General features: G+C 56.5%; 25 protein-coding genes. 20 read left to right on the top strand and 5 right to left on the bottom strand.

Annotation, left to right across the window (positions count from 1 at the left end):
- The first annotated feature begins 13 nt into the window (after positions 1-13).
- Genes gspG through gspN form a run of 8 tightly spaced genes read left to right on the top strand, consistent with a single transcriptional unit; the run spans position 14 to position 5,536 of the window.
- Entirely contained in the window at positions 14-457 is a 444-nt protein-coding gene (gene gspG, locus PS2015_RS12000) for a type II secretion system major pseudopilin GspG (RefSeq protein WP_058022459.1), read from the top strand.
- Positions 429-950: a GspH/FimT family pseudopilin gene (locus PS2015_RS11995; RefSeq protein WP_058022458.1), complete on the top strand. Its 522-nt coding sequence runs from the start codon at positions 429-431 to the stop codon at positions 948-950. Before gspG ends, PS2015_RS11995 begins: the two co-directional genes overlap by 29 nt.
- Positions 947-1,327 carry a type II secretion system minor pseudopilin GspI gene (gene gspI, locus PS2015_RS11990; RefSeq protein ID WP_058022457.1) on the top strand — a complete coding sequence of 127 codons (381 nt, stop codon included), beginning with the start codon at positions 947-949 and terminating at the stop codon, positions 1,325-1,327. The genes PS2015_RS11995 and gspI overlap by 4 nt, the downstream gene beginning before the upstream one ends.
- On the top strand, positions 1,324-2,025 hold the full coding sequence (locus PS2015_RS11985) for a type II secretion system protein GspJ (protein ID WP_058022456.1): 702 nt from the start codon (positions 1,324-1,326) through the stop codon (positions 2,023-2,025). The genes gspI and PS2015_RS11985 overlap by 4 nt, the downstream gene beginning before the upstream one ends.
- Before the next feature lies 1 nt (position 2,026).
- Positions 2,027-3,091, top strand: coding sequence for a type II secretion system minor pseudopilin GspK (gene gspK, locus PS2015_RS11980; protein ID WP_058022455.1), 1,065 nt, complete (start codon positions 2,027-2,029; stop codon positions 3,089-3,091).
- Positions 3,092-3,096: 5 nt separating this feature from the next.
- Positions 3,097-4,317 carry a type II secretion system protein GspL gene (gene gspL / locus PS2015_RS11975; RefSeq protein ID WP_058022454.1) on the top strand — a complete coding sequence of 407 codons (1,221 nt, stop codon included), beginning with the start codon at positions 3,097-3,099 and terminating at the stop codon, positions 4,315-4,317.
- Positions 4,314-4,820, top strand: a complete 507-nt coding sequence (locus PS2015_RS11970; protein WP_058022453.1) for a type II secretion system protein M — start codon at positions 4,314-4,316, stop codon at positions 4,818-4,820. The genes gspL and PS2015_RS11970 overlap by 4 nt, the downstream gene beginning before the upstream one ends.
- Entirely contained in the window at positions 4,817-5,536 is a 720-nt protein-coding gene (gspN, locus tag PS2015_RS11965) for a type II secretion system protein N (RefSeq protein ID WP_169792311.1), read from the top strand. Before PS2015_RS11970 ends, gspN begins: the two co-directional genes overlap by 4 nt.
- Here gspN and PS2015_RS11960 read toward each other — a convergent pair.
- From PS2015_RS11960 to pxpB, 3 genes are read right to left on the bottom strand one after another with little or no spacing between them, the layout of a single operon-like run.
- Positions 5,520-6,257 (bottom strand): 5-oxoprolinase subunit PxpA, encoded by a 738-nt coding sequence (locus tag PS2015_RS11960; protein WP_058022451.1) that lies wholly within the window; start codon positions 6,255-6,257, stop codon positions 5,520-5,522. The genes gspN and PS2015_RS11960 overlap by 17 nt on opposite strands.
- Entirely contained in the window at positions 6,254-7,204 is a 951-nt protein-coding gene (locus tag PS2015_RS11955; RefSeq protein ID WP_058022450.1) for a 5-oxoprolinase subunit C family protein, read from the bottom strand. Before PS2015_RS11955 ends, PS2015_RS11960 begins: the two co-directional genes overlap by 4 nt.
- A complete protein-coding gene (pxpB, locus tag PS2015_RS11950; protein ID WP_058022449.1) occupies positions 7,197-7,877 on the bottom strand; it encodes a 5-oxoprolinase subunit PxpB in 681 nt (226 codons plus the stop codon). The genes PS2015_RS11955 and pxpB overlap by 8 nt, the downstream gene beginning before the upstream one ends.
- 60 nt (positions 7,878-7,937) lie before the next feature.
- Between pxpB and PS2015_RS11945 the strand changes: the two genes are divergently transcribed.
- Both PS2015_RS11945 and PS2015_RS11940 read left to right on the top strand, forming a co-directional pair.
- Positions 7,938-8,666, top strand: coding sequence for an SIMPL domain-containing protein (locus PS2015_RS11945; protein ID WP_058022448.1), 729 nt, complete (start codon positions 7,938-7,940; stop codon positions 8,664-8,666).
- Positions 8,667-8,761: 95 nt separating this feature from the next.
- On the top strand, positions 8,762-10,924 hold the full coding sequence (locus tag PS2015_RS11940) for a PQQ-dependent dehydrogenase, methanol/ethanol family (protein WP_082628121.1): 2,163 nt from the start codon (positions 8,762-8,764) through the stop codon (positions 10,922-10,924).
- A 137-nt stretch (positions 10,925-11,061) separates the two neighbouring features.
- On the opposite strand, the gene uvrA is transcribed toward PS2015_RS11940, so the two are convergent.
- Positions 11,062-13,890, bottom strand: a complete 2,829-nt coding sequence (gene uvrA / locus PS2015_RS11935; RefSeq protein WP_058022447.1) for an excinuclease ABC subunit UvrA — start codon at positions 13,888-13,890, stop codon at positions 11,062-11,064.
- Positions 13,891-14,035: 145 nt separating this feature from the next.
- On the opposite strand from uvrA, the gene ssb reads away from it, so the two are divergent.
- From ssb to PS2015_RS11905, 6 genes are all read left to right on the top strand, one after another.
- Positions 14,036-14,542 carry a single-stranded DNA-binding protein gene (gene ssb, locus PS2015_RS11930; RefSeq protein WP_269465425.1) on the top strand — a complete coding sequence of 169 codons (507 nt, stop codon included), beginning with the start codon at positions 14,036-14,038 and terminating at the stop codon, positions 14,540-14,542.
- 26 nt (positions 14,543-14,568) lie between these two features.
- On the top strand, positions 14,569-15,474 hold the full coding sequence (locus PS2015_RS11925; protein ID WP_058022446.1) for an SDR family oxidoreductase: 906 nt from the start codon (positions 14,569-14,571) through the stop codon (positions 15,472-15,474).
- Entirely contained in the window at positions 15,467-16,708 is a 1,242-nt protein-coding gene (locus PS2015_RS11920; RefSeq protein ID WP_237113326.1) for a molybdopterin molybdotransferase MoeA, read from the top strand. The genes PS2015_RS11925 and PS2015_RS11920 overlap by 8 nt, the downstream gene beginning before the upstream one ends.
- Before the next feature lie 32 nt (positions 16,709-16,740).
- Entirely contained in the window at positions 16,741-17,496 is a 756-nt protein-coding gene (locus PS2015_RS11915; RefSeq protein WP_058022444.1) for a hypothetical protein, read from the top strand.
- A 248-nt stretch (positions 17,497-17,744) separates the two neighbouring features.
- Entirely contained in the window at positions 17,745-19,172 is a 1,428-nt protein-coding gene (locus PS2015_RS11910; protein WP_058022443.1) for a purple acid phosphatase family protein, read from the top strand.
- A gap of 123 nt (positions 19,173-19,295) precedes the next feature.
- Positions 19,296-20,885, top strand: coding sequence for an SLC13 family permease (locus PS2015_RS11905; RefSeq protein WP_058022442.1), 1,590 nt, complete (start codon positions 19,296-19,298; stop codon positions 20,883-20,885).
- Here the strand turns inward: PS2015_RS11905 and PS2015_RS11900 are convergent.
- Positions 20,875-21,282, bottom strand: a complete 408-nt coding sequence (locus PS2015_RS11900) for a CBS domain-containing protein (protein ID WP_237113325.1) — start codon at positions 21,280-21,282, stop codon at positions 20,875-20,877. The genes PS2015_RS11905 and PS2015_RS11900 overlap by 11 nt on opposite strands.
- Positions 21,283-21,445: 163 nt before the next feature.
- Here PS2015_RS11900 and PS2015_RS11895 point away from each other — a divergent pair, with 163 nt between their 5' ends.
- The 4 genes from PS2015_RS11895 to modC are packed head-to-tail and all read left to right on the top strand — an operon-like array spanning position 21,446 to position 24,763.
- Positions 21,446-22,249 (top strand): TOBE domain-containing protein, encoded by an 804-nt coding sequence (locus PS2015_RS11895; RefSeq protein ID WP_058022441.1) that lies wholly within the window; start codon positions 21,446-21,448, stop codon positions 22,247-22,249.
- A complete protein-coding gene (gene modA, locus PS2015_RS11890; RefSeq protein WP_058022440.1) occupies positions 22,246-23,010 on the top strand; it encodes a molybdate ABC transporter substrate-binding protein in 765 nt (254 codons plus the stop codon). The genes PS2015_RS11895 and modA overlap by 4 nt, the downstream gene beginning before the upstream one ends.
- A 5-nt stretch (positions 23,011-23,015) precedes the next feature.
- Positions 23,016-23,702 (top strand): molybdate ABC transporter permease subunit, encoded by a 687-nt coding sequence (gene modB / locus PS2015_RS11885; protein ID WP_058022439.1) that lies wholly within the window; start codon positions 23,016-23,018, stop codon positions 23,700-23,702.
- A complete protein-coding gene (gene modC / locus PS2015_RS11880) occupies positions 23,699-24,763 on the top strand; it encodes a molybdenum ABC transporter ATP-binding protein (RefSeq protein WP_082628119.1) in 1,065 nt (354 codons plus the stop codon). The genes modB and modC overlap by 4 nt, the downstream gene beginning before the upstream one ends.
- Positions 24,764-24,769: the final 6 nt, after the last annotated feature.

The following is a 24,769-nucleotide window of genomic DNA, read 5'->3' as shown; positions in this document are numbered from 1 at the left end:
GGCAGGTTGATTTATGAGGAATAAAACCGGAAAACAGCGCGGGTTCAGTCTGATTGAAATACTGGTGGTGCTGGTGATCATGGGCTTGCTGATCAGTATTATCGCGCCCAATGTGATGGGGCGTGCTGATGAGGCGCGGGTGCAGAAAGTGTTCGCTGATTTCTCGGCGATTGAAACAGCCCTGCGCATGTACCGACTGGACAACTACGACTACCCCAGCAGCGAGCAGGGGCTCAGTGCACTGGTCGAGCGTCCATCGCTGGAACCGGTGCCCAGAAACTGGAAAAGTGATGGTTATCTGGAGTCCCTGCCGGTTGATCCCTGGGGCAATCCCTATCTGTATCTGAGTCCCGGCCAGAATGGTCCTTACGACATATTCACGTATGGTGCCGATGGTGTACGCGGCGGCAGCGGACAGAACAGTGACTATGGAAACTGGCAAAACGCTGAGCAATAAGCAGACCGGCTTCAGTCTGATTGAGCTGCTGGTGGTCATGACCATCATGGCTCTGATGATCAGCGTGGTGTCTCTGTCGATCGGTGGTGTTGGTGCGCGCAAGCAGACCGAAGATACCGCAGTGAGCCTTCGCGCCATGCTGGAAACGGCTGCCACCCAGGCCATTGTGCGTCATCAGCCAATCGCCATGCATTGGCAGGCGCCTTCACAGACTGGTACTGAACAATGGCAGGTCCGCTGGTCTGGTTGGCGGCAAAACCAATGGCTGGATGAGATTGCCGCGCTGCCAGTTGCAGCGCTGCCACCGGGTGTTACGCCGGATATAACGGTTGACGGGCTGCGCTGGTCAGAGCAGAACAGCGAACTGCCCGTACTGGTGTTCTACCCGACAGGAGAAACCATGACGTTTACACTCACGCTCATTGGTGAGCAGCGGATGGTGATCAGTAACGAGGTCGATGGGGCTATCGAGATCATGAGTGACAACACATGAGGCTGGATCGTATTTCGGAAAACGGGTTCACACTTGTCGAAGTCATGGTTGCGCTGTTTATCGTGGCGCTGGCTCTGCCCGCCTTGATGTTTCAGATCGGGTCGCAGGTCAATACCGTCAGCGAGTTGAGAGATCGCACCGTGGCCTCCTGGGTGGCGCAGAATCAATTGGCTCTGCTGGAGTTATCGATGTTGCCGGACAACCGGGGACAGGTTGAGATGTCCGGTCGGCAATGGCTCTGGCAAATGAACACCGAGCCAACTGCCGTTCCCGGGCTGCAGCGATACACCGTTGAAGTGACATCCGTGCAGCGTCCGGCAGATACCTTGTCACGTCTGGTTGTATACCAGCGAACAGCGTTGACGGAGTCACCGTGAGATTGAAACTTCACAGATTCGCGGCTGGTTTTACATTGATAGAATTGCTGATTGCGATGTCACTGACGGTTATGATCGGCGCCGTGTCTTATCGCTTTCTGGACGGGGCCATCAATGCGGGTGATGGTGCCACACAACGGTTGCAGGAACTGAATCAGATGGAGCGGTTCTGGACCTTGTTGAGTGCAGATCTGGCAACGGCGGTGGCGCGCGACCTGCCGTCGCCGGCCGTCGGGGTTGACCGCTTGCAGGGTATGTTTGATCCAGAGTCGGCACCGCCGGCCTTATTGTCGGCCAGCGGTGATGGGTTTTTTCTGTCAGAACTGACGGGCCGTGCGAACGCTGAACTGTGGCTGGTACGCCATGGCTGGACAAATCCCTTGCAACTCCCCCGTTCAGAGTTGCAGCGGGTGTTGTATCGTCTGGACAGTGACGGTGTTCTGTACCGCGATTATTGGCAGGAAAAGAATCAGACGCTGATATCAGCGCCAACCGGCACATCAAGAATTACAGAGGATATTGAATCGCTGGCGTTTCGCTTTTTTGCGTCGGCCAGCGAAACCGCCGAGGCCGCCTGGTATCCCTCATGGCCAGCCACGTCGCAGACAGGCGGGCTGCCGCGAGCCGTTGAAGTCACCGTGGAAAGTGAAGCTTTTGGCCGGATTCAACGAATTCTGACACTGACCGGAGGATATTGAGGTGAGTGTGATCAGAATCAGACAACGGGGCAGTGCATTGATTGTTGCCATGTTGGTGGCGGCGCTGGTTGCGATTCTGGCAGTACAGCTGGCGCAGGCCTTCGTGGTTAATGCCAGCCTGGCAGAAAGTCGACTGCTGCAGCAGCGCTTTGAGACCTATCTGCGTGGCGCGGAAGAACTGGCTCTGGCGGCACTTCAACAGGACTGGCAGCACGATAGCATGTCGGCAGAAGGCGTGGTCGATCACGCGGGCGAAAGCTGGGCGCTGGAATTGCCGCCTCTGCCCACTGACGATGGCATGCTGCAGGTCAGTATTGTTGATGCGCAAGGACTGTTTAATATTAACAACCTGCGTGTACGGACGGCTTATCATGATGATAACGGAGCCCCGCCGGCGCAGCGTTTCAGTGCACCGCAGCGACAATTTATCCGTTTGCTGAAAAGTATCGAGTCACTGGCTTTGAGCGACAGCGAGGCCATGGCAGTCACCGAGGCGATTACTGACTGGATAGACAGCGATGACCAGGTCAGTGGCATGGGTGGCGCTGAGTCACTTTTTTATCAGAATGCCGGCACCGGGCTGCAGGCTGCCAATCAACCTCTTAGTGACCTGAGTGAGCTGTTGCTGGTGCGACATGTGACACCTGAATTACTGGTACAGTTGCGTCAGCGTGCTGTCGCCTTGCCTGGCCTTACCTCTCTTAACGTTAATACGGCGACGCCGCTCGTGTTGCGAGCATTAAATGATGAGCAGCAACTGCAGGCGGCGGACGAAGAGGATGTTTTAGCGATTCTGGACCTTCGTGCCCGACAGCCGTGGCTGCAGGTGGCAGAATTTATGACGGCAGGTTTTCCGGCTGATCCGCAAGGACCATTGGCGATGATTGGTGCCGAAGATGCCGATACGGAACAGGATGCAACGCCGCTTTATTCTGTATTCAGTCAATACTTTCTGGCGTCTGTCAGGGTGATGATCGATGATCAGGAGCGCCAGATGCAATCTTTAATATACCGGGATGATAATGGCGTCTATGCGCTGGCCCGCTACAATGGTGATATCAGGTAAAACGTATGAACACACTGGCTGTACAGTTTCTGGACCAGAGCGACCGCTACCGTTGGCGTGCTTGCAGCCGGCAGGGTACGTGGCTGAGTCCGTCAGTTGAAGGTTCACTCGATGAACTGGTCGCAGTGGCAGATGGCGCATCGCTGTGTTTGTTGCTGGATGGCAGTGATGTACTTACCCGCCACCTGCACTTTAGTGCCGCCGAGAAAAAGCACCTGGCACGCCTGGTGCCGTTCGAGCTTGAGTCTGTTGTGGCAGCCGACATCAGCAGTCTGCATGTTGCCCTGGCGGAGCCGGATGGGCTCACTGTCACGGCCGCTTACCTGGATAAAACGATGCTGCGCAAACTGGTTGAGCCGTTGGAACGCGCGGGTTTGTGGGTAGACCGTTGTTATGCTATTCCCCATTTGCTGCAGGCTGATCATCGCCACTGGCACATGAATATCCGGGACAACAACAGAGTGGATCTGGCGTGGGGGCAGCAGGCTACGACTGTGGCCGCGGATATGCTGCAAGTAGCCATTGCTGCGCTGCTGACTGACGTACCGGGCCCCTTGCCGGAACAGATTACGGTGTCTGCGTCGCAAGAGAGCACGACGCAGGCTGTGCAGTCGATCTTGAACGAATTGTTGGTCGACTGCCAGATTGATGTTGTGCGTCTGCATGACCCCTGGGACGCCTTGCAGCCTGGCATAAGCAGCGCAATCAATCTGCGGCAGGGCGCTTTTGCAGCGCCTGTCCGCTGGCAGCGGCTCTGGAAGCCGCTCAAAATGCCAGCAATGGCGAGCGCTGCTGCGGTTGCCCTGTTTGCCTTGTCGGCAGCGGTTGAAATTCAGGTGAACAGCAGCCGTTTTGATCGACTTCAGCAGCAGATTGAGACAGCGTATCGGCGCGCTGTGCCTCAGGGTATGCTGGTGGATGCGGAACAGCAGCTCACAGCGCAGATAAGGCAGTTTCGCGGCGGTGGAAACCAGTCGGGATTGATGCCGGTTCTGAGCGCCGTCGCGCCAGTGCTATTGCAATACCCGCAAATCGATACACATCGGCTTAATTTCAGTGCCGCCCAGGGCGAGCTGCAACTGGCCGTTACAGCCGCCAGCAATGCGGAAATTCTGACATTCACCGATGCCCTGAATGAATCCGGCCTGACGGCACAGGCTCGCAATATCAGCTCGGCCGGTGACCGGCAGCAGGCCAGTCTGTTGATTAGCGGGAGGGGCTTATGAGCTGGCTCAGACAGTGCCTGAGCGCACTGGATCTCTGGTTTCGTCAACGTAGCCGACGGGAGCAGGTCTATCTTCTGTTGGTGACTGCCTGCCTGTTGATTTACGGTGTCTGGATGTGGATGCTGGTACCGCTGCAGGAGTCGCGGACATTGTCGGCTCAGCGTTTGAGCTCGGCGCAGCAGAGTCTGGTGGCCGTTGAACAATTGGCCGCAGAGCTGATTGCCTTGCGCGAACAGGGCGATCAGAGCACGGCCGTCGACAGACTGCCGCAGTTCCTGGACAGCAGTGCGCGCGCTGCAGGCTTGACGGTCAGCACACTGGAGCCTGCCGCTGACGGCCTGTCCGCGTCACTCAGAATTGAAAACAGCCAGATGCCGACGGTGCTGGGATGGCTGGCCGAGCTGGAGTCGACGGCTCAGTTCGTGGTGGAAAGTGTCGCTGCAACGCCTTTGTCATCCGGTGGGGTCAGTGTCAGCTTGCGTATCAGGAGCCGTCGGGGGTGAGGATAAGGTCGTTGGTGTTGATTGTCCTGCTGCTGTCGCTGGCCTGGATAGTATGGCTGGCGCCGGCAACACTACTGGCCATGGTGAGCAATCGTGCAGGCGTCCATCTTGTCAACCTGCAGGGTTCGATTTGGCAAGGACAGGCAGCCCTGGCTCTGATTGACGGTCATGGCCTTCGTCTGCAGGCGCAGCGACTTCGCTGGCAGGTCGATCCACTATCGCTGCTTGGCGGTCAATTGTGCATGCAGTTTACAGCCATGCTGCCCGCGCCGGCTTTACCCGTGCATGGTATGGATGGGCGAGTCTGTGTCGGTTCGCACGGGCGTCTCAGTCTGACTGATACCCAGCTCGAACTGCCCGCCTCACAGGCCATCCGAGAGTCCAGCATGAGGGTCTCCGGTGACATCAGCCTGGAGATCCAGCGCCTGGAAACGGATGCTGATCAAAAGCTGGTCGCGCTGCAGGGCCGTGGACTGTGGTCAGATGCGTCGATGACGGTGTCCAGTGGTTATGATTCATCACGACTGATTATCGGTTCCGCCGCCATACAATTGTCGACGCTGGATGGTCTTGAGATGTTGATCACCGCCGACAACCATCACGAGACAGATGCAGATCTATTTGAATTGCAGATAAGTGCGCCGTTACGACAGCCGCAGAATTACGCGGTGCAAAAACTGGTGCTGGGCGAGGAGCTGATTACTGACACACCCTGATGCCGGATCGGGTTAATCGATCAACCAGAGACTGTGCCAGTTGCAAGGCCTCGGGGTTGTCGCCGTGAATGCAGAATGTATCGGCAGACAGGGTGACCTGCTGACCACAGTGACTGAGCACTGTACCCTTTTGAATGATCGATAGCGTCTGCATGATGGCGTGCTCCGCATTATGCAGCACAGCGCCTTTCTGATCGCGGGGCAGCAATTTGCCATCCGGCTGATAGGCTCTGTCGACAAAGGCTTCTGCATAAAAGCGCTGCCCGTGACGTCGGGCGGCTTCCTTCATGTAACTTCCAGCCAGTCCAACGACGGCCAGTGTCGGGTCAAACTCTTTAATCCAGGCGCACAGTTCATCCGCCAATTCAGGATCCTGTGCGGCATCGTTATAGAGCGCACCATGCGCTTTGACGTGCTGCAGACTGCCCCCCGATGCCTGCACAAGCCGGCTCAAGCGGTTGAGCTGTGAGTGTATGCTGTCGCGCAGTTGAGCCGTCGGCAATTTCATGGATCGGCGGCCCATGGATTCGCGGTCCGGGTATGAGGGGTGGGCACCAATACGTACCTGACTCCGTAAGGCACAGTCTATCGCGTGCAGGATGTCACGCTCAGTCCCGGCGTGCGCGCCACAACTGATGTTGGCTGAACTGACCAATGTTAACAGTGCCTTGTCACAGGGGCCGCCTTCGGCCAGGTCGGCATTGAGATCAATCTGTGTCATGTTTGTCCCCATGACAGATACTGACGCAGCTTCTGCAATTCCATTGCCTGTGCCGCGGCCAGTCCCTGAGCCTCGGCAACGCTGACCTCCCGGAATACAAACGGGTCACCCGGTGTCAGGTAAGCGAGTTTCCAGAGATCAGCGTTGATGACGCTGGCAATCACAGGGTAGCCGCCGGTCGACTGGGCATCATTGGCCAGTATGACTGGTTGTCCACTGGCCGGTACCTGAATCTGCCCTGGCAGCACCCCGCAGGACAGGCGTAAATGCTCGGCCGGCACTGCCAGGGTGGCACCTTCCAGCCTCAGTCCCATGCGGTTGCTTTGGGGTGTCAGCCACCACTGATTCTGAAACAGAGTGTCCTGCGCACGTGTACTGAAATACTGAATATCCGGTCCGGGAATAATTCGCAGAATCCGATCAGGGGTCAATTGTCTTATGGAACGAGACATTTTGCAGCGACTGATATTTTCAGCGCTCAGGGCGCCGACCTCCAGCAGATCGCCGGATTTCAGTGCTCGGCCCTGAAAACCACCGAAACGGTTGTTCAGGTCGGTGCTGCGTGATGCAAACTTCATAGGCACTTCTATGCCACCAGCTACTGCCAGCACTGCTCTTTCGCCCGGCCTGCGGGGGCGGGTCAGTGTCAGCACGTCGCCCGGAGACAGGGTAAATGGGACACCCGGCAGCACCGCCTGAGCGTTGACACTGGCCTGCATGTCTGAGCCCATCAGCACCATGCTGTGGTCTTGCAGACTTCTGATCGTAACGGGTGCGGCGCTGATCTCCAGCCCGGCCGCATCAACTGTATTACCGAGCAATAAATTGGCCCGCTGCAATGCCAGGGAGTCCATCATGCCACATCGGGGAATGCCCAGATGCCGGTTTCCAAATCGGCCGGTATCCTGAACAGTCAGCAGGGGAGCAGTGTTTACGATTTCAATCATCACCGCTCCCCTTTTCTATAACCACAAATCTGACCTGGTCGCCCGGCATCAGCAAGGTTTCCGGCTGCCCGTCGGGATTGAAGAGGCAGGCATCGGTGCGTCCTATAACGTGCCAGCCGCCAGGGCTTTCGACAGGATAGATGCCTGTTGAACTGCCTCCGATAGCCACAGATCCGGCAGCTACACGCGTAGCCGGATTATGCTTGCGCGGTACACTAAGTCTTGAATCCAGGCCGCTCAGGTACGGAAAACCGGGCATGAAACCCAGGCACTGCACAAAATAAAGCGGTTGGCTGTGCAGCTTGATTATATCTGCAGTGCTCAGGCCTGTATGATCAGCCACAGTTGGCAAATCTGAACCGTCGTAGATTACCGGGATCTCAATGATACGACTGGCAGGCGGCAGAGTTTCCAGCGTGTCCCCCAGGGACTCGGCCAGTCGCACCACACGTCGGGCGCTGTGACCATTGTGCAGCACCAGCAGCAGGCTGGCCGGCGCGGGCACGGCCTCCTGAATCAGCGCGGCACTGCCCTCATGGTTGCGCAGTTGCTCTGCCAGCTGACAGAGTCGGCGTTGTAACTGATGATCCGTGTCATTCAGCTGCGATTCATCAAACTGCAGCATAATGGCATTCTCGGTCACAAAACGAATGGCGGGTTCTGGTATGCTCATGGCTCTACTGTTATGTAACTTCCCTCGCCAGTCAACTGTTTGAATCAGGGAGATGAAACAATGATCAAGGCTTTCAGAGCACCTGTTACAGGGCTTATTTCAACCTTACTGCTGCTTGCGCCGTTCACGTTGGTCCAGGCGCAGACAGCGTCACTGCTGCCGCAGGGGCAAACCCTGATCACTTTGTCGGTCACGGAGCGCAGCCAGGTGGCGCAGGATGAGTTGCTGGCTGAGTTGCGTGTTGAGGTCGAGGACCGCGATGCCCGGGCAGTTCAGGATGCGATCAACTCAACGATGGCCGAGGCGCTGCAGCTGGCGTCTGGCAGCAGCACTGTGGATGTGGCCACCGGTCATTACGGCGTCTATCAGTTTAATCGCCAGCCGCAGGCTTCCCGGCCGGATCCGGTGTGGCGCGGGACACAGCATATCCGTCTGACCTCAAAGGATGCGGCAGAGCTGCTGGAGCTGGCAGGCGATCTGCAGGAACAGGGATTTGTCATGAATCAGTTGTCCTGGCGTCTGAGTACAGAAAAAGCCGATGAAGTGCGCGACTCCCTGATGGAAGCTGCTATCGCCAGGGCGCAGTCCAAAGTGCAGCGTGCGGCGGCGGCACTGGGTAAATCAGATTTTGACATGGCCTCAGTCAACGTGGTTGGTGCCATGGATTTTTCGCCCCCCGTGATGATGCGTGCCATGGCCGCTGACAGCCGCGAAATGGCTCAGCCGGTGGCCGATGCCGGTGAAACAGAGGTGTCACTGACCATCAGTGTGCAGGCTGTGGCCCGCTGACTGGCTTTTTGAAAGCGAGCGACTGCTCTTGCCATGAGCGGAAGGCCTGTTTATGCTCCGGAACAGATAACAATAAAGTTGCGGAGAACACAGGTATGACTTTCCAGACCAGGCCGGGATTCAACTCAGGCAAGCTGTTATTGGCGGCGACGCTGTCAGCACTACTATTTGCCTGCTCAAACGATGAGCCAGCAGCGCCTCAGAGCGCCGCCGAACCGGCGCAAGATGCGGCACCGGCAGTGACCGAAACGGCGCAGCGTCCGGTTAACGCTGCGCGCATCACCTCGGCAGCGGGTAATACCAGTGACTGGCTGACTCATGGCCGTACCTATTCTGAACAGCGTAACAGCCCGCTGGACCAGATCAATCGCACGACGGTGACCGACCTCGGCCTGGCCTGGGACTTTGAACTCGATACTGACCGCGGGCAGGAAGCCACACCACTGGTCATCGATGGGGTGATTTATTTCACCTCGGCCTGGAGCAAAGCCTTTGCGCTGGATGCCCGCACCGGTGAGGAACTGTGGCGTTTTGATCCGCAAGTGCCGGGATCAAAAGCCGTGGATGCCTGCTGTGATGTGGTGAACCGGGGCATGGCCGCCTGGGGCGATAAGGTTTACTTTGGCGCACTGGACGGTCGCCTGATCGCACTGGATCGTGAGACCGGCCGCCAGGTCTGGTCCACCATGACCGTTGATCCCGAGAAACGTTACACCATTACCGGTGCACCGCGTATTGTTGATGGCAAGGTCATCATCGGCAATGGTGGTGGCGAGCTGGGTGTGCGCGGTTATGTGACCGCTTACGATGCTGAAACCGGTGATCAGGTCTGGCGCTTTTATACGGTACCAGGCAACCCCGCTGAAGGCTTTGAAAGCGACGCCATGGAGATGGCCGCAGAAACCTGGGCTGGCGAATGGTGGCGGTTGGGTGGTGGCGGCACAGTCTGGGACTCCATGGCCTACGATCCGGAGCTCGACCTGCTGTACATCGGCGTAGGTAACGGCAGCCCGTGGAATCACCACATCCGCTCTAACGGCGAAGGGGATAATCTTTTCCTGTCATCCATTGTGGCCTTGCGCGCCTCTACCGGTGAATATGTCTGGCACTTTCAGACTACGCCGGCAGAGTCCTGGGACTACACCGCCACTCAGCACATGATTCTGGCTGATATGGAAATTGATGGTCGCATGCGGCAAGTTATCATGCAGGCGCCCAAGAATGGCTTCTTCTACGTGATTGACCGAACCACCGGTGAGTTTATCTCTGGAAACAATTACGTGGAAATCAACTGGGCCAGCGGTCTGGACGCCGTTACCGGTCGTCCCATCGAAGCAGAGATTGTCCGTTACGAGCGTGATCCGGCGGTAGTGATACCTGGCCCTCTGGGTGGTCACAACTGGTATCCCATGTCTTATGATCCGCAGACCAATCTGGTCTTCCTGCCTACTCAGAATACCTCCTACGTATACTCAAATCCGGCCGAGTTTGCTGAGCAGGAAGTGGGCTGGAACCTGGGTCTGGATGCCGCGCCCGGACCAACCGTGAATCCGCAGGATGAAGCTCGCATGCTGGAGCTGCCGGCGTCGCAACTGGTGGCCTGGGATCCGGTTGCCCAGGCAGCCCGCTGGGCCGTTGATTATTCCGTGTTTGGCAACAGCGGCTTGCTGTCCACCGGCGGCGGACTGGTCTTCCAGGGCTCAGCCGATGGCTTCTTCCACGCCTACCGTACTGATAATGGCGAGCGTCTTTGGTCATTTGAAGTGGGTGATGCCATTTTGGGTGGCCCGGTCACTTATGAGCTGGACGGTGAGCAATACGTGCTGGCGCTGGCCGGCCAGGGTGGCGCCATTCCCATGACCATGGGCCTGCTGTCAGGCAACTATCCACGCCAGCGCAACGGCCGCCTGATGGCCTTCAAGCTGAACGCTGACGGCCAGTTACCTGACATCAGCATGACCCCGCTGCAGCCGCTGGATCTTACCGGCATCAGCAGCGAAGGTAACCCTGACGTGGGTGCCGTGCTATACGGAGCATACTGCTCAGTCTGTCATGGCCCGGTCGGTCTGAGCTCCGGCCCGCTGCCGGACCTGCGCCACAGCCCCATGCTGCTGAGTCAGGAGGCCTTCCACGGCATCGTACTTGAGGGCAACCTGCTGTCGCGTGGCATGCCTGGGTTCGCTGCGGACATTGGTGCCGCAGAGGTTGAGAGTGTGCGTGCCTACCTGCTTCAGTTAGCGGCGGCGGTCGGCAACTAAACACTCCATAGCCCGGGGACAGTGGGTTGGCACTTCGTAGTTCCGCGCCTTGCGCTATCCGGGGTAGTGCGTCAACACTCCACAGCGCGGCCGAACTACGGAGTGTTAACCCACTGTCCCAGGCCAGCGCGGCCGGACTACGGAGTGCTGAGTAGCCGCTTGAGGTACTGCCCCGTGTAAGAGTGTTCACAGGCCGCCACCTGCTCAGGTGTGCCCTCGGCGATGATCTGCCCGCCGCCGCTGCCGCCCTCCGGCCCAAGATCCACAATCCAGTCGGCTGTCTTGATCACATCCAGATTGTGTTCAATCACCACGATCGTGTTGCCCTGATCGCGCAGCTGATGCAGCACCGCCAGCAGCTGGCGGATATCTTCAAAGTGCAGGCCGGTGGTTGGCTCGTCCAGGATGTAGAGCGTCTGGCCGGTGTCCCGCTTGGACAGTTCGCGCGCCAGTTTGACGCGCTGAGCCTCGCCGCCGGACAGTGTCGTGGCGGCCTGACCCAGGCAGATATAGGACAGGCCGACGTCCATCAGGGTCTGCAGTTTGCGCGCGATGACCGGCACCGGATCAAAGAACTCGCGGGCATCCTCGATGGTCATGGCCAGCACATCGGCGATGTTTTTGCCCTTGTATTTCACTTCCAGCGTTTCGCGGTTGTAGCGTTTGCCGTGGCAGATGTCGCAGGCCACGTAGACATCGGGCAGGAAGTGCATTTCTACTTTGACGACGCCATCGCCCTGGCAGGCTTCACAGCGGCCGCCCTTGACATTGAAGCTGAAACGGCCGGGTGTGTAGCCGCGTGAACGGGCCTCCTGGGTGCCCGCAAACAACTCGCGCACGGGCGTGAAAATGCCGGTATAGGTGGCCGGGTTGGAGCGCGGAGTGCGGCCGATGGGGCTTTGGTCAATGTCGACCACTTTATCCAGCTTGTTCAGGCCTTCAATGCGCTCGTGGGGTGCGGCGGTTAATGTGGTGGCACCGTTGAGTTCGGTGGCGGCTACCGGGTATAGCGTATTGTTAATCAACGTCGACTTGCCAGAGCCGGAGACGCCGGTAATACAGGTCAGCAAGCCCAGTGGCAGATTCAGATTTACATTCTGCAGGTTGTTGCCGGATGCCCCGATCAGACGAAGCTGTTGTCCTTTCCTGGCAATCTGTCTTTTAGCCGGTATTTCGATACGACGCTCACCGGAAAGATACTGGCCTGTCAGAGAGCGTCCGGAGCCAATAATATCCGATAAGGCGCCTTGTGCCACAATTTCACCACCGTGCACGCCCGCACCTGGACCGATATCAATCAGATGGTCGGCTGCGCGTATCGCGTCTTCGTCGTGCTCCACAACAATCACCGTGTTGCCGAGATCGCGCAGGTGGAAGAGGGTAGCCAGCAGGCGATCATTGTCGCGCTGGTGCAGGCCGATAGAGGGTTCGTCCAGAATGTACATCACGCCCACCAGCCCGGCACCGATCTGGCTGGCCAGGCGGATGCGCTGCGCCTCACCACCGGACAGTGTGTCGGCGCTGCGACTTAATGTCAGGTAGTTCAGTCCCACATCAATCAAAAACTGCAGACGTTGTTGCAGCTCCTTGAGGATTTTTTCGGCAATTGTTGCGCGTGAACCAATCAGTTGCAGTTGTCCAAAATATTCAGCGGCCTGAGCAATGGTCATCTGCGTTATCTGTGGCAGGGTTGTACCTTCGATATAAACATGACGCGCGTCGGCGCACAGGCGCGTGCCTTCGCAATCCGGGCAGGCGTGTGAGCTGAGGAATTTGGCCAGCTCGTCACGGACCGTCTGCGATTCGGTTTCCCGGTAGCGCCGCTCCATGTTGGGCAGGATGCCCTCAAAGGCGTGGCGTCGAACCGTGGTGTCGCCCCGGTCATTCATGAACCTGAAGTCTATTTCTTTGCCCTGACTGCCATACAGGATGGCGTCCTGATGGCTTTTTGTCAGGCTCTCAAAAGGCTGGTCGACCGCAAAACCATAGTGGTCTGCCAGTGATGTCAGCATCTGGAAATAGTAAAAATTGCGTCTGTCCCAGCCACGGATGGCACCTTCAGCCAGGGACAAAGACGTATCTATGATGATGCGCCCGGGGTCGAAGAACTGCTTCACGCCCAGGCCGTCACAACTGTTGCAGGCCCCCGCCGGATTGTTGAACGAGAACATGCGCGGCTCAAGTTCACTGATGCTGTGGCCGCACACCGGACAGGCGAAACGTGATGAGAACATCATTTCGTCGCCATCGCCGTCCATAAAGGCCACGCTGACGGTGCCGTCGGCCAATTGCAGGGCGGTTTCCAGGCTTTCGGCCAGGCGCTGCTGGATGTCGTCGCGCACTTTCAGCCGGTCAATGACAGCCTCTATGGTGTGTTTTTTATTCTTCTCAAGACTGGGCGGGTAGTCCAGCTCAGTGACCATGCCATCGATGCGGGCCCGGATAAAACCGCTGGATTGCAGCTCTTTGAAGACATGCAGATGCTCGCCTTTGCGCTCGCGGATGACCGGCGCCAGAATCATGATCTTGCTGCCCTCGGGCAGGGCCAGAATCTGGTCCACCATCTGGCTGACGGTCTGAGCCTGCAACTTTTTATGGTGGGTCGGACACATGGGTTCGCCGGCGCGGGCAAACAGCAGTCTCAGATAGTCATAAATCTCGGTAATGGTGCCAACGGTGGAGCGCGGGTTATGCGAGGTCGACTTCTGCTCAATCGAAATGGCTGGCGACAGACCCTCAATGTGATCAATCTCGGGTTTGTCCATCATGGACAGAAACTGGCGGGCATAGGTGGACAACGATTCGACATAGCGACGCTGGCCTTCGGCATACAGGGTGTCAAAGGCCAGCGAGGATTTGCCGGAGCCCGACAGCCCGGTGATGACGATCAGTTTATCCCGGGGAATGGTCAGATTTACATTCTTGAGGTTGTGGGTGCGCGCCCCGCGAATGGTAATGTTGTCCATGATTGTTCCGCTGCAATAAAACACGCCATTATGGGCAAATCCGGGCGGCAGCGCAAAGGGCGCCAATGAAGAAGGAGGCACTGTTGATTATCGGCGAGTGGCGTTGAATCGTGCTATGCTTTATTGAACACACAGACGGAACCGAATGGGAGGGTACAACAAGGTGGCAAGCCGCGGCGTAAATAAAGTTATTCTGGTAGGTAATGTAGGCAAAGACCCGGAAACCCGGTACTTGCCCAGCGGGGGTGCTGTCACCAATGTGACCCTGGCAACCAGCGATCAGTGGAAAGATAAGAACACCGGTCAGCCTCAGGAAAAGACTGAGTGGCACAGGATCGTGTTTTTTAATCGACTGGCCGAGATCGTCAATGAGTACGTGCGAAAAGGCAGCAAACTGTATATAGAAGGCAGTCTGCGAACCCGCTCCTGGGAGCAGGACGGCATTACCCGTTATGCGACAGAGATCGTTGCCAATGAGATGCAGATGCTTGATTCGCGGGGGTCGTCCGGCAGTGATGATCGCTTTGGCCAGGATATGAATCAGGACGCACCGCAACAGGCGCCCAGACAGAATGCGCCTGCTCCTGCTCAGAGAAGCCAGGCCCAGCCAGCGGCATCGTTTGATAATTTTGACGACGACATTCCGTTCTAATACCTGCTCCGGAGTCTACATAGTCGGTGAAGGTCTTACTTTTAGGTGCGCAGAGCAGTATCGGGCGTGAGTTGATTCGCCTGTTTGATGAGCGGCAGATTGAATGGCAGTCCGCTGATGAGGCGGGTATCAATGTCGATGATCCAGTCGGCACGGCGCGCACCCTGACTCATGCCGGCGCAGATCAGGTCATCAATCTACTCAGTTTTGCAGCCGGGCAACAGGGCGCAGTCAGCGCGGCAGAGTCCGCCGTTGATCAGGCGGACAAGATCAATCATATGCTGCCAGACCTGCTGTCGCAGGTCTGTGACCACTTGCATATCCCATTGATCCATCTGTCATCGGTTTATGTGTTTGGTGGCGATAAGAAGCTACCCTATAACGAGCAGGATGCGCCAAAACCGCTGGGTGTTTACGGCGTCACCATGGCAGCTGGCGAAGATGCCATTCAGGCCAATCTGAAGCAGCATGTGATTTTGCGCGCCGGCTGGCTGTTTGGCCCCGGGCAGGATCAGCGTCTAAAAAACTGGCTTCGGGAGCTGCGCGATAACGACGGTGCCGTGACCGTGAATCGCGGCAAGATTGCACCGACACCGATTGAAGACCTGGCAAGGGTTATTCTGGCGGTCGCCCTGCAGGTTGACTGTGATGCAGACCTTTGGGGCACCTATCATTACGCTGCGCTGGAACCGCTGAAAGAGAGTGAGTTTGTTCAGCAGCTTATAAAGTTCGCCGCGCAGCATGACGAACAGGTGTATGCGCTGCTTGATCACCTGACGATTCATCTCAACCGCATTGAACCGCCACTGCTGGCCAACTCCACATTGGCGACAAAAAAAATATTCGAGACTTTTGGTATCAAACAGCGACCCTGGCAGGGTAGTCTGCAGAAACTCGTTAAATCCTGGTACAAGGATGCGGGTCGTGGTTAGGGACAAGCCAGTTGGCCTGATGCCGGTAGCAACTGCGATAAACCGGGTGCTGGCGCTGGCAATCGGGCGGCAGCGACCCGAGACTGTTGCGCTTCAGGATGCCGATGGGCGTGTGGCACTGGACGACATCTTCGCTGCTTCTGATGTGCCTCCCTGGGACAACAGCGCCATGGATGGTTACGCCGTGCGTGCAGTAGACGCCGTCGCTGATGCCTCGCTGGCTGTCAGCCAGCGCATACCGGCTGGTTGCTCTCCTGGGCCACTGCACCCTGGCAGTGCTGCCCGCATATTCACAGGCGCGCCGCTGCCTGCGGGTGCTGATTCGGTGGTCATGCAGGAAAACACTGAGCTCATTGAGCCCTTTCAGGCTGATCGTGAAGGTCAGGTCAGAATTCTTCAAACTGCCAGCAAAGGTGAAAATGTCCGCCGATGCGGAGCCGACATCGCCCGTCACGCTTTGCTGGTTAGCCGCGGACAGCGACTGTGGCCTGCCGATCTGGGGCTGCTCGCATCGGCGGGCGTCGCCAGTGTTACTGTCGGGCGACTGCCCACAGTGGCACTGGTCACCAGTGGCAGTGAATTGAGAGAGCCCGGGCAGGACCTGCAGGCCGGTCAGATCTACAATAGCAATCGATATGTCTTGCAGGCCATGCTGGCGCGACTGGGCATCAAAGCACAGTCAGTCATCCATTTGCCGGACTCTGAAGAACAGACTCGCAAGATTCTGCAACAGCTAAGTCAGGATCATGACGTCGTGATCAGTACTGGCGGCGTGTCTGTGGGCGAAGAAGATTATATGCGGGCTGTCATGCAGAAACTGGGTCAGCTGGACATCTGGAAACTGGCGCTGAAACCCGGCAAACCATTTACTCTCGGTCAGATAAATCACACATTGTTTTTTGGTCTGCCCGGTAACCCGGTCTCCGCATTTGTCACCTTTATTCTGCTGGTGCGACCTGCATTGCTCGCCATGATGGGCGCCGAACAAGCAGAGCTGCCATTGCATCGTGTCGTGGCGGCATTTGAGGCATCGCGTTCAGGCGAGCGGCAGGAATACGTTCGAGCCAGGCTGTCCGGGTGCGATGCGCAGCGCGCTGTCGAGCCGCTGGATGATCAGAGCTCTGGCGTTTTCAGTTCCGTCAGCCGTGCTGATGGTCTGGCAATTATCCCTCCACATACGGCGGTCGCCCGGGGTGATACATTGAGTTTTATCGCGTTTAGTGACATATTCTGACGGCGCAATCATTCCCGGATCGGAAAGCCGTCATGACGTTCACTATCAGCAAAAATGCCTCAACGACTGTGCGTATTATGCCCGGCCTGTTTTTCATGCTGACCCTGACAGCGTGCGCGACACAGCCACCGATGCAGGAACCACCCCGGGTGGTTGTCGATCCTGAACCGATAATTGATGTGGAAAGTGTTGTCGCTCAGCAGCGTGAGCTGGACGATGCGGAGCGTCATCGCCGTTATGTTGCCGATATTCTCTATAACGGATTGCGGGCTCTGCGGGCCGATCGCCTGATGACTCCGCCAGAAGACAGTGCGTTTCATTACTTCAACCGGGCCCTCGCACTGGATCCTGGCAATACGGTTGCAGAAGATGGCCTGCAGGATATTCTGCAGCGTTATCTTCAGCTGGCAGATACAGCATCCTGGCAGGGCCAGTTTGATAATGCGGAATTGTTTCTGCGTCGGGCTGCCGAGGTGGATGACCAGCATCCCGGCATACAGGTGGCGCGCGACAAGTTGCAGCTTGAGCGGCAACGCACCCACAGTGTTTACCGGATTGATTCGCGCGGCCTGCGCAGTCGTCATGAAGATGTGGTTCGCCAGTTGCAGGATGTTGCCGCCGTGCTGGCCGCCAACGATATTTTTGTTTTGATAACGGCGCCCAGCGACGAGACTGGCCGCTGGATTTACGCCCAATTGCAGGATGCCCTGAGCGACCAGCGGGTGCGTGCTGATATCGAGATTGGCGAGCAGGCCAGCGTGCGTCTGGTCTTGTCACAAAACTCCTGAAAATTCTTCATCATTCTGTAATATCCCGCCGCTAGACTACGTCCGAACTGCAGAAATGTGTTCATTGATAGACTATCCCTTGATAGTAGTAGTGATTATCTCCCCGCTTTAAAGCCGGTTTCAGATCAGTCTGATACCGGCTTTTTTTTGACTTGAAACCGTCATCCGGTTGTGGTGAAACTATCATGTTGATGTCACACAGGCGCATCTATGATATCGGCCAGCGATTAATTTCACCTGGAGTACACATGAAACAACTGCAATCAAATAATGAATATAAAACTCCTTTTTACGTGGGTCTGCTGATTCTGGTCAGCCTGTGCTTCAGCCCAGTAGTTGTTGCTCAAAATACACTGGTGCCACCCGGCGAAGTGCGCTACGCACCAACAGCATTTCCTGACCGAATTATATTAACGGCAACCGTTGACCCCGCTCACAACCAGACCGTCAGCTGGCGAACGCGTGATTCAGTTAATCAGGCTTATGCGCAGATCAGTCCTGCAACAGATACACCGGCCCTGCACCTGACATCAAAGCAGATTGAAGGCAACACTGTAGCGCTTAAAGCCGGTAACGGCACGGCCCATCACCACAATGTGACCTTTACAGATCTGGAACCGGATACGCTGTATGCCTACCGGGTCAGGGGTGATGGCACATGGAGCGAGTGGTTTCAGTTCCGTACGGCTAAGGCCGGTTTTGAACCGCATACCGCTATTTACTTTGGCGACGCCCAGAACGCCGTCAAAGCCCATTTTTCCAGAGTCATTCGTGAGGCCTTCAGCACCGCACCGCGTGCTCAGGTGATGGTTCACGCCGGTGATCTGGTCAATTCCAGCCGGGATGCGAATCACGATGACGAATGGGGCGAGTGGTTTGATGCCGGCAGCTTTATCAACAGCATGCTGGTGAATTTCGCGGCGGCAGGCAATCATGAGTACCTGAGCCAGGAGAGTGGCCCCCGTTTGCTGGTGCCGCAATGGCCTGTGCATCTGACTTCTCCGAAAAATGGGCCGGCAGCGCTGCGCTCGACAGTTTATTACATGGATTATCAGGGCGTTCGATATATCGCGCTGGATTCTCAGCAGGCTCTGCAGGATGATGACATGATGGCGGCTCAGGTGAGCTGGCTGCGTCAGGTGTTAAGCAATAATCCAAATAGTTGGACTGTTGTAACCTACCACCATCCCATGTTTTCTGTGTCATTGGGGCGTGACAATCCCAAACTGCGTGAGCACTGGCAACCTGTGTTTGACGAGTTTAATGTTGATCTGGTACTGCAGGGACATGATCATACATACGGGCGTGGCGAGAACGTGCCTAGCGGCGCATCGGGCCAGCTCAACAGCACCGGACCGATGTATGTGGTATCTGTCTCTGGACCCAAGATGTATATGATAGGAGAGTCTGCGCCGGAAATCATGGACCGACTGGCTGAAGATACACAGTTGTTCCAGGTGATCCATTTTGAGTCTGATCGTATTGTCTACGAAGCGCGGACGGCGACCGGAGAGTTGTACGATGCCTTTGATATTGAAAGGCTTGCCGACAACAGCAAGCGGCTGGTTGATCGTCGTCCCGATACACCTACCCGTCTGTGCAGTAACCCGGAAGAGCGCACTGGCTCCAGTTGCTGGGGTGGCAACAGCCATATCGAGCTGGAACATTCGCATTAGAGTTATTGTTGCAGTGGCGTGAGGGTACGTCCCCGCGGAGTCTTGCCCCTTTACTTTTAGACGGCCTGTAATTAGGCTTGGTCGGGAATTGGGCAGGACGCACCGCGGGGCAAACCACACGATATGAGCAATCCCTTGATCAACCTCTGGCAATCATTGTGGCGTTCACACAACCACACTAAACGCAGCCTTATTCCTTCCGGCGCCGCATCGAGCGGTGAAGCACCCGGCCCATACTCACGTTCTCAGCTTATAGGCTTGCTGCTGGGACCAAGCTTATTTGTCATTACGCTGTTGTTTTTTTCCCCTGAAGGCCTCAGCTATGAAGGTAAGGCTGTACTGGGCGTCACCTTGTGGGTGGCCACCTGGTGGATCACCGAAGCCATACCCATTCCCGCCACATCCTTGCTGCCAATTGTGCTCTTGCCGGTGACCGGTGCACTGGACAGTGCTACCGTCACATCATCTTATGGGGACGATATCATTTTCCTGTTTCTGGGCGGTTTTTTTATTGCCACGGCCATGGAGAAATGGAATCTGCATAAACGCATGGCACTGGCCATCATTGCGTTTGTCGGTACCAGCACGCAACGCATTTTGCTGGGTTTCATGCTGGCTACCGCGTTTCTGTCCATGTGGGTCTCCAACACGGCGTCCGTCATGATGATGGTGCCAATGGCTTTGGCCATTACGGCACAGGTGGCTCATTCACTGAGGGGAAAAGAGGGTGAGGAAGATATCCCGGTGTTCGAGAAAGCCCTGCTGTTTGGGGTGGGATATGCCGGTACCATCGGCGGGCTTGGTACTCTAATCGGTACGCCGCCGAACATCATTCTGGCAGCACAGGCTCGTGAGCTGTTTGGTGTCGATATCAGCTTTGCGTCCTGGATGTTGATTGGTGTGCCCATGGTGATAGTGTTGTTGACGATATGCTGGGTTTATTTGGGGCGGGTCGCGTTTACCATGCATATCAAATCATTGCCGGGCGGGCGTCAGCTTATACAGCAGGAAAGGCATGCATTGGGCCCTATTTCCTATGAGGAAAAAGCCGTTGCCAGTGTGTTCTGTTTTGCCGCGTTTATGTGGATTACCCGGGGATTTATCTGGTCGGACATCCTGCCCGAGATCCGCGACGGCATGATCGCGGTGACTGCAGCGGTACTGCTGTTTGTAATTCCGGCGCGCTCTGGTGAGGCTACACGTGTCCTGGCCTGGAGTGATTCAAAAGAGATTCCCTGGGGGATTTTGTTATTGTTCGGCGGCGGGTTAGCCATCGCCTCCGGTTTTAGAGCGACCGGATTGTCAGACTGGATGGGCAGTCAATTGACTGTGCTTGATGGTCTGCACCTGATAGTCATGATTGGCACCGCCGCACTGTTGATCCTGTTCCTGACAGAGATTACCTCCAACACGGCCACGGCAACCATGATTCTGCCGGTGGTGGCCGGCCTGGCGCTGGCGCTTGATATTCATCCGTTTGCGTTGATGATTCCCTGCGCCATGGCGGCCAACTGTGCCTTTATGCTGCCAGTGGGAACACCGCCGAATGCCATCATTTTTGCTACCGAGAAACTAAAAATCACGGAAATGATGAAAACCGGTTTTGCGCTGAACATCATCGCAACCATTCTGATCACGCTGATGGTTTACTTTGGGGTACCGGTTATCTGGGATCTGGATCTGCGCATCATACCGGCGTCATTTATCCAGTGATCAGCTTGCGGACGGCCGCCAGAATCTGGCGGCAGGTAATCTGGCCGGCCAGACGACCGTCGGCGGAGAAGACAGGCCTGCGTCGTTGTCCCTTGGCCAGCATATCGGATGCTACGTCGATGATGTCGTCGGTGGGGCGTGCAGAGTTGATGTTCTCAGATACCATGTAATCGCGGACCTGGCCGACAGAGGCCTGATCATAGCTGGCGCTGAGGATACCGCGCAGGCAGTCCAGTTCTGACAGGATGCCCAGAAACTGTCCCTGATCATCCACCACACACAGTCCGGATACGCGGTTATGCACGATCAGGTCCAGCGCTTCTACCAGTGGCGCTTCCGGCGCAACCGTCACCGGCTTTTCAACCATGTAATCTTCCAGTTTGACTGACCGCAGCATAGGGTTTCCTCTTGATTTTGATTGTTGTTTTTCCTGAGTCTAGCTGTCTGCAGGATTGAACTCAAATGAATTGATGGTTGACAAGGATATTTACCTGAGTAAATATCGCTATCGAAATTTACTCGGGTATATATTGCTTAAAGCGGATTAAACGGAGACTGGGGTGTCCGAAGAGGGTTTGGGCTCATTTGTTGCACCGATAGCGCTTGCAACTCGCGCAGGCGAGATCTCTCCACGCCGCCTGTCTTTGTTGGTTGCTGTGGGTGAAACCGGCTCTATCAGTCGCGCGGCAAAGGCCGTGGGCATGACCTACAAGGCGGCCTGGGATGCTGTCGACATCATGAACAACCTGGCAGGCGAGCCACTGGTTGTTGTGCAGCATGGCGGCCGAGGAGGTGGCGGTGCTCAACTTACGCCGGCAGGTGAAGGCCTGGTCCGCAATCTGTCGCGTCTGGAACAACTGCAGCGCGATTTTATGCGCGAGGTTGTCAGCGCAACCGGGGACATCACGTCGCTGAATTTATTGCAGAGGATGAGCATGAAAAGCAGTGCACGGAATATCCTGCTGGGTACTGTCAACAAAACAACCAGGGGTGGCATCAACACTGAGGTCAGTCTGCAACTGCGCACTGGTGGTGAGTTGCACGCCACTGTCACCAACGAGAGCGCGGATGATCTGGCTCTGACACCGGGGCGGGAAGCGATGGCACTCATAAAAGCCTCGTGGATCATACTCGCCGCCGCGGATACGCTGCCCAGGACATCTGCGCGCAACTGTCTGCGCGGCCGGGTGGTGCGGGTGCAGGCGGGTCCGGTAAATGCGGAGGTCGTGCTTGATCTTGGCGATGGGGTGACGCTGGCCGCTGTGATTACGCGTGGCAGTCTGGATGAGATGGATATCAAAACGGACAATGAAATGTTTGCGCTGATCAAATCATCACATATTATTCTGGGAGTGGATTCATGAAGTTCTGGCTGTTCCTCTGCTTTCTCCAGCTAAGTGTGTGGTCTGGCGCTTTGCGTGCTCAGGAATTCACCATTGCAGCGGCATCAGATCTCAGGTTTGCGCTGGATGAGATTGTTGCTCTGTTTGCTGAGCATTACCCCGAGTATAGCGACGATGCCTCCGTGATTTATGGGTCATCAGGACGATTGACTACACAGATTATAAATGGGGCGCCGTTCGATGTTTTCTTCTCAGCGGATATCGCTTTCCCGCAGCGCCTTTATGCAGAGGGACTCACGGCCATTGACCCTGCTGTCTATGCGACGGGGCGGATCGTACTTTGGAGCGCCAGAATGGATGCATCACAGATGACTTTAAATGACCTGCTGAGTGATGATATTCGCCGCATCGCAATCGCACAGCCCGCCCATGCGCCTTATGGCATGCGTGCTCGCGAGGCACTGCAGTCGGTGGGAGTCTGGCAGGCCGTGGAGTCGAAACTGGTTTTTGGCGAAAATATTGCGCAGGCAGCGCAGATGGCCGAATCGGGTGCCGCGGATGTCGGCATTATTGCGCTGTCGCTGGCCCTGTTTCCGTCGATGCAGATTCACCCCTACGCCCTGATAGACGACTCTCTGCATGAACCACTGACACAGGCTTTTGTCCTGACGCTTCGCGGACGAGGCAAACCATCTGCGCAGGCGTTTGCTGAGTTCATGAGCTCTGAGGCAGCACGCGAAATCATGACCCGTTACGGATTTGTTATGCCTGAGGCCAACTAATAACCATGTTCGAACTTAGCGCTGCTGATTGGCAGGCCATTCAGGTCACACTGAGACTGTGTACACTGACCACCCTGATTTTGCTGGTAATTGCCACACCACTTGCCTGGTGGATGGCCAGCGGGCGCTCGCTGGCACGTACCATTGTGCAGGCAGTTGTCGCCTTGCCGCTGGTGTTGCCACCGACGGTGCTGGGTTTTTACCTGTTGATGACGCTCGGACCAAGAGGTCCGGTAGGCCAGTCAATGGAGTGGCTGGGGCTGCAGCATCTGGCGTTTTCGTTTGAAGGCATATTGCTGGCCTCGGTTCTGTATTCCATGCCGTTTGCCGTACAACCTCTTTTGGAAGCCTTTAATCAGCTGGGCAGACGTCCGGTAGAGGTAGCAGCATCGTTGGGTGCCGGGCTGGTGGATCGTTTTTTTACCGTGATCCTGCCACTGACACGCGGTGGTTTTGTTGTTGCTGCCACACTCAGCTTTGCTCATACGGTTGGCGAGTTTGGGGTAATACTCATGCTCGGGGGCAGCATACCGGGTGAAACCAAAGTCCTGTCAGTACTGATTTATGATCATGCCGAAGCCATGAACTACGCGGCCGCGCACCGCCTTTCACTAATGTTGCTGGTGTTTTCATTTGCCGTGCTTTTCCTGGTCTACAGCATTAACCGGCGTTTCCATGTGGTGAAGGTATGAGTCTTCACATCGCGGTCGACTGGCGGCGAGGCGACTTTGCACTGAAGTGCCAGGTCGACCTTGAAACGGATGGGGTGACAGCCCTGTTCGGACGTTCGGGCTGTGGCAAGACATCGCTGTTGCGAGTGGTAGCCGGACTGGAACGTGTGCCCGGTACGCGGGTGCGGTTCCGCGGAGTTGACTGGCAGTCAGATCGTGACTTTGTGCGGCCGGAGCAGCGTTGCATCGGGCTGGTATTTCAGGAGCATAGTCTGCTGCCACATCTTGATGTAAAGCATAACCTGCTGTACGGCTGGCGCCGGATGCCCGCTGGTCAGCGTCGGGTGGCTCTAAAAAGTGTGCTTGAGCTGCTGGAGATAGGCAATTTGCTGGAGCGGCGTATTCATCAACTCTCGGGCGGACAACGGCAGCGGGTTGCATTGGGACGGGCACTTCTGCGCAGTCCGGATCTGCTGCTGCTGGACGAGCCTCTGGCGGCTCTGGATACTCAGGCCAAACGGGAGATTCTGCCTTTTCTGGATAGGCTGGCGCGGGAATCAGAGGTGCCGATGCTGCTGGTGACGCATGCACCCGATGAGGTGCAACGGCTTGCCGATCGGGTGGTTTTCATGAGTGACGGCCGTGTCGATGAGATCTGCTCCTTGCAAAAAGCCATGACTCGGGCAGACTCCCCGTTGTTTGCCGATGATGGCCCGGCCAGCATTTTGCACGGTATGCTGAGCTCTGTTGATGAATACGAATCGCAGGTCTTCGAAACAGGTGGCGGCGTGCAGCTTTTTCTTCAGATGACTGGCAGCAGCCCTGTCTCCTCGCGTGTCAGGATTAAAGCACGGGATGTCAGTCTGGCGCTGGACGACCCGGCTAAAATCAGCATTCGCAATCACTTGCCGGTTGTTATTGAAAGGCTGCATGAATTGCCCGGCCAGCGTGTGCTGGCCAGTGTCAGGCTTAATGATGGGCAGGTATTGATGAGCGAGATCACGTCCTGGTCTGCGCAGCAACTGCAGCTCAGTCCGGGTATGCAAGTCTGGGCGCTTATCAAATCGGCTGCGCTGGTTTAAGCCGGG

Source organism: Pseudohongiella spirulinae (genome assembly GCF_001444425.1).
Taxonomy (GTDB): Bacteria; Pseudomonadota; Gammaproteobacteria; order Pseudomonadales; family Pseudohongiellaceae; genus Pseudohongiella; species Pseudohongiella spirulinae.
The sequence above is the reverse complement of the archived record's forward strand: the minus strand, read 5'-3'. Positions and strand labels throughout refer to the sequence as shown.

Bases quoted from the DNA above. Each gene is read 5' to 3' on its own strand.
- PS2015_RS11955 (WP_058022450.1), bottom strand. From the start codon at position 7,204: ATGATTGAAATCGTAAACACTGCTCCCCTGCTGACTGTTCAGGATACC.
- PS2015_RS11995 (WP_058022458.1), top strand. From the start codon at position 429: ATGGAAACTGGCAAAACGCTGAGCAATAAGCAGACCGGCTTCAGTCTG.
- ssb (WP_269465425.1), top strand. From the start codon at position 14,036: ATGGGAGGGTACAACAAGGTGGCAAGCCGCGGCGTAAATAAAGTTATT.
- pxpB (WP_058022449.1), bottom strand. From the start codon at position 7,877: ATGAGCATACCAGAACCCGCCATTCGTTTTGTGACCGAGAATGCCATT.
- gspI (WP_058022457.1), top strand. From the start codon at position 947: ATGAGGCTGGATCGTATTTCGGAAAACGGGTTCACACTTGTCGAAGTC.
- gspG (WP_058022459.1), top strand. From the start codon at position 14: ATGAGGAATAAAACCGGAAAACAGCGCGGGTTCAGTCTGATTGAAATA.
- PS2015_RS11900 (WP_237113325.1), bottom strand. From the start codon at position 21,282: ATGCTGCGGTCAGTCAAACTGGAAGATTACATGGTTGAAAAGCCGGTG.
- PS2015_RS11910 (WP_058022443.1), top strand. From the start codon at position 17,745: ATGAAACAACTGCAATCAAATAATGAATATAAAACTCCTTTTTACGTG.
- PS2015_RS11940 (WP_082628121.1), top strand. From the start codon at position 8,762: ATGACTTTCCAGACCAGGCCGGGATTCAACTCAGGCAAGCTGTTATTG.
- PS2015_RS11970 (WP_058022453.1), top strand. From the start codon at position 4,314: ATGAGCTGGCTCAGACAGTGCCTGAGCGCACTGGATCTCTGGTTTCGT.
- uvrA (WP_058022447.1), bottom strand. From the start codon at position 13,890: ATGGACAACATTACCATTCGCGGGGCGCGCACCCACAACCTCAAGAAT.
- PS2015_RS11915 (WP_058022444.1), top strand. From the start codon at position 16,741: ATGACGTTCACTATCAGCAAAAATGCCTCAACGACTGTGCGTATTATG.
- modB (WP_058022439.1), top strand. From the start codon at position 23,016: ATGTTCGAACTTAGCGCTGCTGATTGGCAGGCCATTCAGGTCACACTG.
- gspL (WP_058022454.1), top strand. From the start codon at position 3,097: ATGAACACACTGGCTGTACAGTTTCTGGACCAGAGCGACCGCTACCGT.
- modA (WP_058022440.1), top strand. From the start codon at position 22,246: ATGAAGTTCTGGCTGTTCCTCTGCTTTCTCCAGCTAAGTGTGTGGTCT.
- modC (WP_082628119.1), top strand. From the start codon at position 23,699: ATGAGTCTTCACATCGCGGTCGACTGGCGGCGAGGCGACTTTGCACTG.
- PS2015_RS11960 (WP_058022451.1), bottom strand. From the start codon at position 6,257: ATGACACAGATTGATCTCAATGCCGACCTGGCCGAAGGCGGCCCCTGT.
- PS2015_RS11905 (WP_058022442.1), top strand. From the start codon at position 19,296: ATGAGCAATCCCTTGATCAACCTCTGGCAATCATTGTGGCGTTCACAC.
- PS2015_RS11945 (WP_058022448.1), top strand. From the start codon at position 7,938: ATGATCAAGGCTTTCAGAGCACCTGTTACAGGGCTTATTTCAACCTTA.